A 12,578-nucleotide genomic window follows, 5' to 3' on the forward strand; every position below is an offset into this window, starting at 1 on the left:
AGGAGACTCGGCCATCGGCGTCAGCGATCCGTTCTAATCGTCGGCCTGAGCGGGGTCAGATATCGAGGTTCGCGACGTTCAGGGCGTTGACCTGGATGAACTCGCGGCGCGGCTCGACCACGTCGCCCATCAGGCGGGTGAAGATCTCGTCGGTCACGTCGGCATCTTCGACCTTTACCTGCAGCAGCGAGCGGTTTTCGGGGTCGAGCGTGGTCTCCCACAATTGTTCCGCGTTCATCTCGCCCAGCCCCTTGTAACGCTGGACCGACAGGCCCTTGCGCCCCGCCGCCAGCACCGCGTCGAGCAATTGCGTCGGGCGCGTGATCGCGTTGTCGTCCGTCAGCGCGGGCGAATCGGAATCGGTTTCGTCGTCGCCTTCCCCTTCGGGGGAGACCGGCTCCTGCGTACCACCCTTCACCAGCAGGGCGGGCGCGGCGTAGGTTTCCGCCTCCAGCGCCAGCACGGAATGGAGCTTCCTCGCCTCCGCGCTTTCGAGGAACTTGGCATCGACGAGGTGGACGTCGGTCACGCCGCGCCACACCCGTTCGAGCCGGACGTTGCCGTCTTCGCCCCGGCGGCCCGACCACTCGGCCTCGCTATCGCCCATCTGCAACCGTGCCGCGGCGGCATCCAGCGCGGCTGCCGAACCCGGATCGGCCGGATCGAACGCACCGCCCATGGCCAGCGCTTCGATGATGAAGGGGTCGTAGCGGCGCGGCGCAAAGCCGATCAGATTGCGCACGCGCATCGCGTGGTCGACCAGCGCAGCAAGATCGGCATCCGCCCGCGCGCCGCCTGCGGTTTGCAGGACGCGTCCGTCGAGCCCGGTGCTGGTGAGGTAGCGGTCGAGCTCGCGATCGTCCTTGAGATACACTTCGGACCGGCCTTTGCTCACCTTGTAGAGCGGCGGCTGGGCGATGAAGAGGTGGCCAGCCTTCACGATCTCGGGCAGCTGGCGGTGGAAGAAAGTGAGCAGGAGCGTGCGGATATGCGCGCCGTCGACGTCGGCGTCGGTCATGATCACGATCTTGTGATAGCGCAGCTTATCGAGGTTGAATTCGTCGCGCAGGCCGGTGCCCATCGCCTGGATCAGCGTGCCGACTTCCTTCGACGAAATGATCCGGTCGAAGCGCGCGCGCTCGACGTTCAGGATCTTGCCCTTGAGCGGCAGGATCGCCTGCGTCTTTCGATCGCGGCCCTGCTTGGCGGAGCCACCAGCCGAATCACCCTCGACCAGGAACAGCTCTGCCTTCGTCGCGTCGCGTTCCTGGCAATCGGCGAGCTTGCCGGGGAGCGAGGCGATGCTCATCGCGCCCTTGCGGCTCATTTCGCGTGCGCGTCGCGCGGCCTCGCGCGCGGCGGCGGCGTCGATGATCTTCTGGATGATCGCCTTCGCGTCGGCGGGGTTTTCCTCCAGCCACTCGGTCATCTTCTCGCCCATCAGCGATTCCAGAGGCTGGCGTACTTCGGAGCTGACGAGCTTGTCCTTCGTTTGCGAACCGAACTTGGGATCGGGCAGCTTGACCGAGACGATCGCGGTAAGACCTTCGCGCATGTCCTCGCCCGAGAGGCTGACCTTCTCCTTCTTCATCAGCCCGCTGGCCGATGCGTAGTTGTTGAGCGTGCGGGTCAGCGCGGCGCGGAAGGCGGCGAGGTGCGTGCCGCCGTCGCGCTGCGGGATGTTGTTGGTGAAGGTGAGGACGTTCTCGTAATACGAGTCGTTCCATTCCAGCGCGACGTCGATCCCGATGCCGTCCTTCTCCGCGCTCACCGAGATCGGCTCGGCGATCAGCGCTTCCTTGTTGCGGTCGAGATATTTGACGAAGGCCGCGATCCCGCCTTCGTAGAACAGGTCGTGCTCCGCGGTTTCCTCGCCCCGCCGGTCGTGCAGTTTGATGCGCACGCCGGAATTGAGGAAGGCGAGTTCGCGATAGCGGTGCTCGAGCTTGTCGAAATCGAATTCGGTGACGTTCTTGAACGTGTCGGTGCTGGGCAGGAAGGTGACGCGCGTACCCTTCTTCAAACCGTCCTCGTTGCCATTGCTCTCGACCGGCGGGGCGTCGCCCGTAACTTCGAGCGACTTCACGGCGTCACCATGCTCGAAGCGCATCCAGTGCTCCTTGCCGTCGCGCCAGACCTTGAGTTCGAGCCATTCGCTGAGCGCGTTGACGACCGAGACGCCAACGCCGTGGAGGCCGCCCGACACCTTGTAGGCATTGTCGTCGCTCGTGTTCTCGAACTTTCCGCCCGCGTGCAGCTGGGTCATGATGACCTCTGCCGCCGACACGCCTTCTTCCTTGTGCATGTCCACCGGAATGCCGCGGCCATTGTCCTCGACCGAGACCGAGCCGTCAGGGTTGAGTTCGATCAGTACGAGGTCGCAATGCCCGGCCAGCGCTTCGTCGATGGCGTTGTCCGACACCTCGAACACCATGTGGTGCAGGCCCGACCCGTCGTCGGTATCGCCGATATACATGCCGGGCCGTTTGCGGACCGCGTCGAGGCCTTTCAGGACCTTGATCGAGTCCGCGCCATAGCCGTTCTTTTTGGGGGTGTTTCCGGTGTTCTCGTCCATGCCGATTATATAGGCGCGGCCGCAGGAAAACCCAAGTTTCGTGCGCTGTCTCGGTCGCTATTGTCCACGGCTTGGAAAGCGGGCAAAATCCATCGCGTGCCTCGCGCGCGAAGCGACGTGATGATCGAGGTGCTCGAATGTGTGGGGAGGTAGAGGACCGGACGGCGAGGCTTTGGGGGGAGGGGGGAGAGAGGCACTCGCCGCCCGGCTCTGAGGGGCAAATAGGCGCGTCTCGCGCTAGCCAAAAGTGAGAAAATCCGCAGGTGAGTTGCATTAGGCGCAACATGAACGGGAGATTACGTGAAAAGCGCGCAAACTTGCGCAACGTTGTTGCTTGAAAGGGAAGCATTTTTCCGCGGGGGTACCCCGCCGATCCGCTTTACCGCTCCTACTGGAGGGCGTAGCGGCAGAACCATGATCATGACGCTTATCGTAGTTGCGGTCGTATCAGGAGCGCTTGTACTCGGCGCGGCCTGGGGCATTTATGGAAAGCTGGGAAAGCGTACCGAGGGGTTCATCGTCGCGCTGGCAGGCGGTGCGCTGCTGCTTTCGGTGGTCAGCGAACTGATCGAGCCGTCGATCGACAAGAGCTCGATCTTTCACGCCATGGCGGGTGTCGGGGCTGGCGCGGTGGTATTCGCTGTGCTCGATTATCTGGTCGACGAGAAATGGGGCTCGAACTCGGGCGGCGGATTGCTGGCGGCGATCACGCTTGATGGGATACCCGAGAACCTCGCGCTCGGCGTCGCGTTGATCGGTGCCGGTCCGAAGGAAGTCGCGGCGCTGGCGGGTTCGATCCTGCTTTCCAACCTGCCGGAGGCGGCGGGCGGGGCCAAGAGCATGGCAGGTGGACGGCACTCCAAAACAAAGGCGCTGTGGCTGTGGGTCGCGACCGCCGCCTTGCTGTCTGCCGCGGCGATCGCGGGCAACCTGTTGCTGGAAGGTGCGCCCGAGGAAGTGCTGGCGGTGATCCGCTGCTTCGCGGCTGGGGCCGTGGTCGCGAGCCTCGCGACGGAAGTTTTCCCACAGGCGTTCAAGGAGGATCGCCACTGGGCCGGGGTCGCCACCGCGCTCGGCGTGATACTCGCCTTCGTGCTCGGTTCGCTGAGCGGCGGATAGCCGCGCGCCGTACGCTGGACTTGCCTCGCGCGCGTGGCCTAGGTGCGCGCATGGACCAAGAGCACCTTCCCGATTCCATCCTGATCGTCGATTTCGGCAGCCAGGTGACGCAACTGATCGCGCGCCGCATTCGCGAGGCGGGCGTCTATTCCGAGATCGCTCCCTTCACCCAGGCCGAGGAGGCGTTCGAGCGGCTCAAACCGAAGGGCATCATTCTGTCCGGCTCGCCCGCCAGCGTGCCTGAGGACGGCAGCCCCCGCGCGCCGCAGGTGCTGTTCGACAGTGGCCTGCCGATCCTGGGCATCTGCTACGGCCAGCAGGTCATGACGCACCAGCTCGGCGGCGAGGTCCGGCCGGGGCACGAGACGGGCGAAGGGGGAGAGTTCGGGCGCGCCTATCTCACCGTCACACAGGAATGCGCCTTGTTCGACGGGCTGTGGCAGGTCGGCGAGCGGCACCAAGTGTGGATGAGCCATGGCGACAAGGTCACCCAGTTCGCCGACGGGTTCGAGATCGTGGCGACCAGCGACGGCGCGCCCTTCGCCGTGATCGCCGACGAGTCGCGCAAGCTCTACGGGACGCAGTTCCACCCCGAGGTTGTGCACACCCCCGACGGCGCGAAGCTGCTCGCCAATTTCGCGCGCCATGTCTGCGGGCTCGCGGGCGACTGGACCATGGCCGAATTTCGCGCGACCAAGATCGAGGAAATCCGCACGCAGGTCGGCGACAAGCGGGTGATCTGCGGCCTTTCTGGCGGCGTCGATAGCGCGGTCGCCGCGGTCTTGATCCACGAGGCGATCGGCGAGCAGCTGACCTGCGTGTTCGTCGACCATGGGCTGCTCCGCACCAACGAGCGCGAGCAGGTCGAATCGCTGTTTCGCGGATCGTACAATATCCCACTGGTGGTGGTGGACGCGGAGGAGCGCTTCCTCACCGGCCTCGCGAGCGAGACCGACCCCGAAAAGAAGCGCAAGTTCATCGGCAAGACCTTCATCGACGTGTTCGAGGAAGAGGCGAAGGCGATCGGCGGGGCCGATTTCCTCGCGCAGGGCACGCTCTATCCCGACGTGATCGAGAGCGTCAGCTTTACCGGCGGGCCGAGCGTGACGATCAAGAGCCATCACAATGTCGGCGGGTTGCCGGAGCGGATGGACATGGCGCTCGTCGAGCCCTTGCGCGAACTGTTCAAGGACGAGGTGCGCGATCTGGGCCGCGAGCTGGGCCTGCCAGAGGCCTTCGTCGGCCGTCACCCCTTTCCCGGCCCTGGCCTCGCCATCCGCATTCCCGGCGAGGTGACGAAGGAGCGCTGCGACATCCTGCGCAAGGCCGACGCGATCTATCTGGAGGAGATTCGCAACGCCGGGCTCTACGACGCGATCTGGCAGGCCTTTGCCGTGCTGTTGCCGGTCAAGACCGTGGGCGTGATGGGTGACGGGCGCACCTATGACAGCGTCTGCGGTTTGCGCGCCGTGACCAGCACCGACGGCATGACCGCCGACGTCTATCCCTTCGATGCGGCCTTCCTGACCCAGTGCGCCACCCGCATCGTCAACGAGGTGCAGGGCATCAACCGCGTGGTCTACGATTACACCAGCAAGCCGCCGGGCACGATCGAGTGGGAGTGATCCGCCTGAAAGCAAACGGCCTTCGATGAGCGATTTCGCGATCCGGGATGGCCGCGCGGCGGATTGCGAAGCGATTTCGCGCCTGTTCGGATCAATCCGTTTCGATCTCTCGCCCACACTGATTGCGGATCGGTTGGCCGCCATGCAGGATCGCGGCGACGACCTGTTGGTGGCGGTGACTACTGATGACACGCCTGTAGGCTGCATCGCAACTAGCCGGATGGTGACTCCGCACCGCCCCGCACCGGTCGGCCGGATTTCGGTCTTGGTCGTGGAAGAGGCTTGGCGAGGCTGCGGGATTGGCAGCGCGCTGGTGCGTGCCGCACAGGGGCGACTATCGAGCCACGGGTGCACGCTGATCGAGGTGACCAGCCGGCTCGAACTGGAAGCCGCGCATCGTTTCTATGAGCGGCTCGGCTACATGCGAACCAGTCTGCGGTTCGCGCGCGAGCTATAAACGATCCGCAACCATCAGAGGCAGCGCCATGAACTCCATTTGCATCCCTGTGGCCATCCCGCCCGCACTCAACGCGATCGACGACGAACTGAAGGCGATCTACCACGGGCCGGACAGCGTATGCGTGTGGGTGTTCTCGACCCGCGCTGATCGCAATCGCTTCATGGATGAAACCGCCGGAATGAAGAAGGCCGAGCGCGAGGCCGTGTTCGCCGCACGCTACGCGGCCTCGTAGACCCGGCAGCCGGAACGCAGCGCAGGCCATTCGCGTTGCAAACACGAACCGAGCGGTCGTCTGCCGCCCGCATTGTCCTCAGCACCGGAGCCCCCATGACCGACACCCAGCACAGCGCGCTGTTCGACGCGCTCGACCTTCCCGCGTTCACCGTCCCCAACCGCGTCTGGATGGCGCCGCTTACCCGTAGCCGCTCGACCGCCGAGGAATGCGAGCAGACCCCGCTTCACGCGCTCTATTACAGCCAGCGTGCGTCCGCCGGCCTGATCGTCTCAGAAGCGACGCAGATCAGCCATGAGGGTCAGGGCTATGCCTGGACGCCGGGCATCTTCACCGAGGGTCAGGTCGAAAGCTGGAAGCTGGTGACCGACGCAGTCCATAATGCGGGTGGACGCATCTTCTGCCAGCTGTGGCATGTCGGCGCGATCAGTCATCCGGTGTTCCAGCCCGATGGCAAGGCACCGGTATCGGCCAGCGCCTGGACGCCCGAGGGCGAGGCGTTCGTGGGCGACCGGCACGAGGAAGGGCCGACCGTCGCGTTTGGGGAATCGCGTGCGCTACCGCTCGACCAAATTCCGCGCCTGCTGGACGATTATCGCCATGCCGCACGCTGCGCGGCGAAAGCGGGCTTCGATGGCGTCGAGATCCACGCGGCGAACAACTACCTGATCGACCAGTTCATCCGCAGCGAGACGAATACGCGCGACGACGACTATGGCGGCAACCTCGACAATCGGTTGCGCCTGCTGGACGAGGTGGTCGCCGCGGTTACCGAGGTCCTGCCCGCGGGCCGCGTCGGCGTGCGCCTGTCGCCGATGGGCGGGCCGGGCGGGACATCCGACGAGAAGCCGGAGGAGACCTACCCGGCAGCGGCTGCGAAGCTCGCCGGACGCGGCCTCGCCTATCTCCATGTTGTGCGCCCCAACGGCCAGACCGGCAGCGGCGGATCGGAAGAGGGCGACAGCATCGTTGGCGCGATGCGCGAGGCGTTCGACGGGGTGTTCGTCGCCAATGGCGATTTCGAACCGGAGGAGGCGGCCGCGTGGGTCGGCGACGGTCGTGCCGACGCGGTTACGTTCGGGCGGGAGTTCATCGCCAATCCCGATCTGCCCGCGCGGATCGCCGCGGACGGCCCCTATAACGAGCCCGATGCCGATACCTTCTACGGTGGTGGGGCGGAGGGGTATGTCGACTACCCCGCACTGAATAAGATCGACGATCCGCTGCCGCTGGAGTGAGCGATCGCCTACCCTTTGGCGACGATCCTCGCACCGAAATCCTGCGCCGAACGCAGGCCGCGCTGATCGACGCCTTCGGGCGCATCGTCCGACCGATCGACAAGCGCCGGTCACCCGAATGGGTGCTGGTGCATGGCGTGATCGGCGCGCGCAGCAAGACTGCGGTGTCGAACGCGTCCACCGACGCGCTGCTGTCGACCTACGGCAGCTGGGAAGCGGTAGCGAGAGCGCCGGTCGCGGAGCTGTCCGACCGTCTCGCGCGTCAGACGTTTCCCGAGCAATCCGCCCGGCGGTTGAAGGCCTGCCTGGAACAGGTCGTTGCCTTGCGCGGCAGCGTCGACCTGCGGCACCTCTCCAACCTGCCGACCGCGGAGGCGATGGTATGGCTGGAGGCGCTGCCCGGCGTGGGGCGCAAGATCGCCGCCGGCGTAATGAATACCAGCGGCTTCGCCAGGTCGGTCATGGTGATCGATTCGCACCATCGGCGAATCATGCAACGCATGGGGTTCGTGCCGGCCAAGGCCGATACGGCACGCGCTTATGACGCACTCATGCCGCTATTGCCGCCGGAATGGCATGCGGCCGACATGGACGAGCACCACCTGCTGCTGAAAAAACTCGGCCAGACGTTCTGCCGCCCGCGCGAGCCCCGATGCAAAAACTGCCCCGTGCGCGCGGATTGCGCGACGGGGCAGCGGAAACCGTCTTCGCCATATCAGCCCTTGTCAGGCAGGCGGTAGGGCACGAATTCGCCGAGGAACACCGGGCCGGAATAGAACCCGCCGGTGCGATCGATCATGTAGGTATGATCCAGGCGGCAGAAATTCCCGCCGAACCGTTCCGTCACGAGGATATCGCTATCGTCGAGATTTTCGGGATGCTCCGGCCGGTTGACCCAGATCGTGCTGCCCTGGCGATAGACGATCGCGGTCTTGTCGATGATCGTCATCTGCGGGCTGGTGCCGCTCACGAAGATACAGTCCTCGGCCTCGCCAGCGACGCGACCTTCGAGCATCTTGGCCAGCTTCTGCTCGCCCTTGCTGGGCGCGTCCTGGGCCGAAGCTGCAGGAACGACCGCCATCGCGGAGGCGGCCAATGCGGTTGCAATCAGCTTTTTCATGGTTGGTGTACTCCTTTGCCGTCAGGCAATAGCGGATATACACTGAACCGAAGCTGAGTGTGGCCGGTTCCGGCGGCGCGACGGTTTCAGCGGTGGCCCGGGTCGGCCCCTTCCGAAATGTCGCGCAATGCCGCTTGGTCGACCCCGTCGGCGGGTCCGCCTTCCAGCACGAAGCGGCGGTCGCAGTAACCGCAATCGACGTAGCCGTGCTCGTCGATTTCCAAATAGACCTTGGGGTGGCCCAGCGCGGCGGGGCGATAGTTCGCGCCGCTGCGGATATCGGTCGCGCCGTCGCACCATACGCGGCGCGTCAGGACCTTCACGGTTTCGGGAGGCGGTGTCATCATAGTGGGTGATGCGATAAGGCTCCGTCGCGCGGCTGGCAACGGGCAAGGCGCGCCGCTCTAGCCAAAGACATCGCGCGGTCCTAAGCGCACGGGCCATGACCCAGCCTCCCGCCATCCGGATCGACAATCTCGTGAAGCGCTATGCCGGGGAGAAGGGCGGCGAGGGCAAGCTCGCGCTAAAAGGCGTCAGCTTCGACGTGCCGCAGGGTGGTATTTTCGGCCTCCTCGGCCCCAACGGCGCGGGCAAGTCGACCCTGATCAACATCCTGGCGGGGCTGGTGACCAAGACCTCAGGCCAGGCATCGATCTGGGGCTTCGACATCGACGATAATCCGCGCAATGCGAAGCGGTCGATCGGGATCGTGCCGCAGGAAATCGTGTTCGATCCGTTCTTCACCCCGTTCGAAGTGCTGGAGAACCAAGGCGGCTTCTACGGCATTCCCAAGGCCGAGCGGCGCAGCGAGGAACTGCTCGCGGCGGTCCACCTCTCGGACAAGCGCGATGCCTATGCCCGCACGCTGTCCGGGGGAATGAAGCGGCGGCTGCTGATCGCGAAGGCGATGGTCCATTCCCCGCCGATCCTGGTGTTGGACGAGCCGACCGCAGGCGTCGATGTCGAACTGCGCCGCCAGCTCTGGGAACTCGTCACCGACCTTAACCGGCAAGGCGTGACGATCGTGCTGACGACGCATTATCTCGAAGAGGCGGAGCAGCTGTGCGACCGGATCGCCATCATCAACCATGGTGAGCTTATCGCTAACAAGCCGACCCGCGATCTCGTCAGCATGGCGCGCGAGAAGATCGTGTCGATCACCGTCGACAAGGACATCGCCGGCCCGCCGATGGAACAGGCGTTCGTGAAGGCGGAAGTGGTGGAGCTGCGCCGGCTCGACATCACCTACGATCGCGACACGACCACGGCGGGGCAGGTCCTGGCGCTGGTGCAGGGCCACGGCTACGCGATCGAGGATGTGACCACGCGCGAGGCGGATCTGGAGGACGTGTTCGTCCAGCTGACGGGCGCGGGCTAGCCCTTCCGGCTTTCAGCCAGAATACCTGCACGACCCATCGGATCGGAGACCCAATCGTTCCGGTCGCGCCGCACGATGTTCGCCCCGCAGGCACGGCAGATGCCGAAGAACCCGTCGCTTTCCACGAACACCCGCATCCGGTCGGGCTCGTGCTTGCCCAAGAGGCATCTCAGTTTCGTCTTGACCACCCTGCGTTCCCATCGCCAGCGATCGTTCCATTGGATCGCCACGCGTAGCCAGTTCCCATCCTACGCTCTGCGCTTGCCGTCAACCTCCCGGCTCGCCATGGGGGAGCCATGTCACATTCCGATCACGACGTACTGGTTATCGGCTCGGGCGCTGCCGGGCTCACCGCCGCGCTGGCGCTGGCGCAGCAGAGGAAAGTGCTGGTTCTGGCGAAGGGCTCGCTCGATGGCGGTTCCACCGCGTGGGCACAGGGCGGCATCGCCGCGGTGCTCGATGCTGGCGACACGTTCGACGATCATATTCGTGATACGATGGTCGCCGGCGCCGGGCTCAACGACCGGGAGACGGTCGAATTCGTGATCGAGCGCGCGCCGCTGGCGATCGACCGGCTGATCGAGCTCGGCGTGCCGTTCAATCGCGAAAGCGGCGACCTGCACCTCACCCGCGAGGGCGGTCATTCCCACCGCCGCATCGTCCATGTCGCCGACGCGACAGGCTGGGCGGTGCAGGAGGCGCTGCTGAAAGCTGCCCAGGCCAATCCCAACATCACCCTGTTGCCGGGGCGCAGCTGTATCGACCTGATCACCGGCCACCATGCGGAACGGTTTTCGGGTTCGGGCCGGGTGTGGGGTGCCTATGCGCTGGACGAGGCGACGGGCGAGGTCGAGTGCCACGTCGCACGCGCTACGGTGCTGGCAGCGGGCGGTGCGGGCCGCGTCTATCTGTTCTCCACCGCGCCGCGCGGCGCGACTGGTGACGGCATCGCCATGGCGTGGCGCGCAGGCGCGCGCGTCTCCAACATGGAGATGATGCAGTTCCACCCGACCTGCCTCTACAATCTAGAGGTCAAGAACTTCCTCATTACCGAGGCGGTGCGCGGCGAGGGCGGACGGCTGATCAACCCGCAGACCGGCGAGCGCTATATGGCGAAATACGATGCCGAACGCATGGAACTCGCCCCGCGCGACATCGTCGCCCGCGCCAATGACGACCAGATCAAACGCTACGGCCTCGACTATGTCCATCTCGACATCAGCCATCAGCCCGCCGATTTCGTGAAGGGACACTTCCCGACGATCTACGAGAAGCTGATGGGCCTCGGCATCGACATGACGAAGGAGCCGATCCCCGTCGTACCGGCCCAGCATTATACCTGCGGCGGCGTGCTGGTCGACCTCGACGCGCGGACCGATCTGCCCGGCCTGTGGGCGGCGGGCGAATGCACCGAAAGCGGGCTGCACGGCGCGAACCGGCTTGCTTCCAACAGCCTCCTCGAATGCTTCGTGTTCGGGGAGGCGGCGGCGCGCGATATCCTAGACCGGTGGGACGATCTGGAAGGGCCGCCGGCGATCAAGCCGTGGGATGCCAGCCGCGTCACTGATTCGGACGAAGAGGTCGTGATCAAGCAGAACTGGACCGAAATTCGCCGGTTCATGTGGAACTATGTCGGCATCGTGCGCACGACCAAGCGGCTGGAGCGCGCGGCGCACCGCATCGCCACGCTGGGGCGCGAAATCGAGGATTATTACGGCGCTTTCCGCGTCACCACCGACCTCATCGAACTGCGCAACCTCCATCAGGCCGCCGACCTGATCGTGAAGAGCGCGCTGAAGCGGCACGAGAGCCGTGGTCTGCATTTCACGCTCGACTGGCCGGAGACCGATCCGGTGGCCAAGGATACGGTGCTGGTGCCGTAGGGATACGTCGGACAAGGCGAAACAGAAGCGGGAGGGACGCACGAATGCCCCAGATCAACGCAAACGGGGTCACGCTCGAATATGAAGATCGCGGGACCCGCGATGCGCCGGTGATCCTGCTGATCATGGGGCTGGGCGCGCAGATGACGCTGTGGCCCGACGAGCTGGTCGATGCGTTAGTGGCCGAGGGTTTCCGTGTGATCCGCTACGACAATCGCGACATCGGCCTGTCGCAGAAGATGGAAGGGGCGAAGTTCCCTGGCCCGGCGAAACAGATCCTGCTGGGCAAGATCGGGCTGAAGCCCGCGGTTCCCTACACCCTGGCTGACATGGCGGACGATGCCGCCGCCTTGCTCGACGCGTTGGCGATCGACCGGGCGCATATCGTGGGCGCGAGTATGGGTGGCATGATCGCGCAACTCGTCGCCGCGAACCATTCTGGTAAGACCATCACCCTCACCTCCATCATGTCGACCACCGGCAATCCGAAGCTGCCCGCTGCGAAGAAGGAGGCGATGGACGTGCTGACCAAGCGGCCCGATTCGGCGGACGAGGCTGTGCTGGTGGCACACGGAATGAAGATCGCGCGTGTTATCGGCAGCCCGGGCTATCCGGTGGACGAGGAGGCTTTGCGTGACCGGGTGACGAAGACCGTCCGCCGCAGCGTCTATCCCGCCGGGATGCAGCGCCAGCTCGCCGCGATCCTGCACGATGGGGACCGCCGCGCGCGCCTCGCCGGGGTCGAGGCCCCGACGCTGGTGATCCATGGCGAGGACGATCCGCTGGTCCCGAGCGCGGGCGGGCGCGATACCGCCGCGAGCATCGCCGGCGCGCGGATCGAGACCTTCCCCGGGATGGGTCACGACCTGCCATTGCCGCTGGTCGATCGCTTCGCTGCGCTGATCGCGGAGCACGCGCGCGGCGCAGCATAATTGCGCCCTCCGATTC

Annotated in this window: 13 protein-coding genes; 9 read left to right on the plus strand and 4 right to left on the minus strand. The window is 65.2% G+C overall.

Going from position 1 to position 12,578, the window contains the following annotated elements:
* Window positions 1-55: 55 nt before the first annotated feature.
* Entirely contained in the window at window positions 56-2,575 is a 2,520-nt protein-coding gene (gyrB, locus tag MKP08_RS04675; RefSeq protein ID WP_241555099.1) for a DNA topoisomerase (ATP-hydrolyzing) subunit B, read from the minus strand.
* Between the two features lie 414 nt (window positions 2,576-2,989).
* Here gyrB and MKP08_RS04680 point away from each other — a divergent pair, with 414 nt between their 5' ends.
* The 6 genes from MKP08_RS04680 to nth all read left to right on the plus strand — a co-directional run bounded on the left by MKP08_RS04680 (window position 2,990) and on the right by nth (window position 7,989).
* Complete coding sequence (locus MKP08_RS04680; protein ID WP_241555100.1) at window positions 2,990-3,694, plus strand: ZIP family metal transporter; 705 nt, start codon at window positions 2,990-2,992, stop codon at window positions 3,692-3,694.
* A gap of 50 nt (window positions 3,695-3,744) precedes the next feature.
* Complete coding sequence (gene guaA / locus MKP08_RS04685; protein ID WP_241555101.1) at window positions 3,745-5,319, plus strand: glutamine-hydrolyzing GMP synthase; 1,575 nt, start codon at window positions 3,745-3,747, stop codon at window positions 5,317-5,319.
* A gap of 25 nt (window positions 5,320-5,344) precedes the next feature.
* The gene (locus tag MKP08_RS04690; RefSeq protein WP_241555102.1) at window positions 5,345-5,776 is read left to right on the plus strand and encodes a GNAT family N-acetyltransferase; all 432 of its coding nucleotides are present in this window, start codon (window positions 5,345-5,347) and stop codon (window positions 5,774-5,776) included.
* A 28-nt stretch (window positions 5,777-5,804) separates the two neighbouring features.
* The gene (locus MKP08_RS04695) at window positions 5,805-6,011 is read left to right on the plus strand and encodes a hypothetical protein (protein WP_241555103.1); all 207 of its coding nucleotides are present in this window, start codon (window positions 5,805-5,807) and stop codon (window positions 6,009-6,011) included.
* 95 nt (window positions 6,012-6,106) lie between these two features.
* Window positions 6,107-7,249, plus strand: a complete 1,143-nt coding sequence (locus MKP08_RS04700; protein WP_241555104.1) for an alkene reductase — start codon at window positions 6,107-6,109, stop codon at window positions 7,247-7,249.
* Complete coding sequence (gene nth, locus MKP08_RS04705) at window positions 7,246-7,989, plus strand: endonuclease III (protein WP_241555105.1); 744 nt, start codon at window positions 7,246-7,248, stop codon at window positions 7,987-7,989. The genes MKP08_RS04700 and nth overlap by 4 nt, the downstream gene beginning before the upstream one ends.
* Here the strand turns inward: nth and MKP08_RS04710 are convergent.
* Window positions 7,965-8,369, minus strand: a complete 405-nt coding sequence (locus MKP08_RS04710; RefSeq protein ID WP_241555106.1) for a hypothetical protein — start codon at window positions 8,367-8,369, stop codon at window positions 7,965-7,967. The genes nth and MKP08_RS04710 overlap by 25 nt on opposite strands.
* 86 nt (window positions 8,370-8,455) lie before the next feature.
* Complete coding sequence (locus MKP08_RS04715; RefSeq protein ID WP_215229683.1) at window positions 8,456-8,713, minus strand: zinc-finger domain-containing protein; 258 nt, start codon at window positions 8,711-8,713, stop codon at window positions 8,456-8,458.
* A gap of 98 nt (window positions 8,714-8,811) precedes the next feature.
* Between MKP08_RS04715 and MKP08_RS04720 the strand changes: the two genes are divergently transcribed.
* Window positions 8,812-9,747, plus strand: coding sequence for an ABC transporter ATP-binding protein (locus MKP08_RS04720; RefSeq protein ID WP_241555107.1), 936 nt, complete (start codon window positions 8,812-8,814; stop codon window positions 9,745-9,747).
* Here MKP08_RS04720 and MKP08_RS04725 read toward each other — a convergent pair.
* Window positions 9,744-9,977 carry a hypothetical protein gene (locus MKP08_RS04725; RefSeq protein WP_215229210.1) on the minus strand — a complete coding sequence of 78 codons (234 nt, stop codon included), beginning with the start codon at window positions 9,975-9,977 and terminating at the stop codon, window positions 9,744-9,746. The genes MKP08_RS04720 and MKP08_RS04725 overlap by 4 nt on opposite strands.
* Window positions 9,978-10,043: 66 nt before the next feature.
* On the opposite strand from MKP08_RS04725, the gene nadB reads away from it, so the two are divergent.
* Both nadB and MKP08_RS04735 read left to right on the plus strand, forming a co-directional pair.
* Window positions 10,044-11,630 (plus strand): L-aspartate oxidase, encoded by a 1,587-nt coding sequence (gene nadB, locus MKP08_RS04730; protein ID WP_241555109.1) that lies wholly within the window; start codon window positions 10,044-10,046, stop codon window positions 11,628-11,630.
* Window positions 11,631-11,674: 44 nt separating this feature from the next.
* Window positions 11,675-12,562, plus strand: a complete 888-nt coding sequence (locus tag MKP08_RS04735) for an alpha/beta fold hydrolase (protein ID WP_241555110.1) — start codon at window positions 11,675-11,677, stop codon at window positions 12,560-12,562.
* Window positions 12,563-12,578 lie beyond the last annotated feature (16 nt).

Origin of the sequence: Erythrobacter sp. LQ02-29, assembly GCF_022576075.2 — a bacterium.
Taxonomy (GTDB): Bacteria; Pseudomonadota; Alphaproteobacteria; order Sphingomonadales; family Sphingomonadaceae; genus Alteriqipengyuania.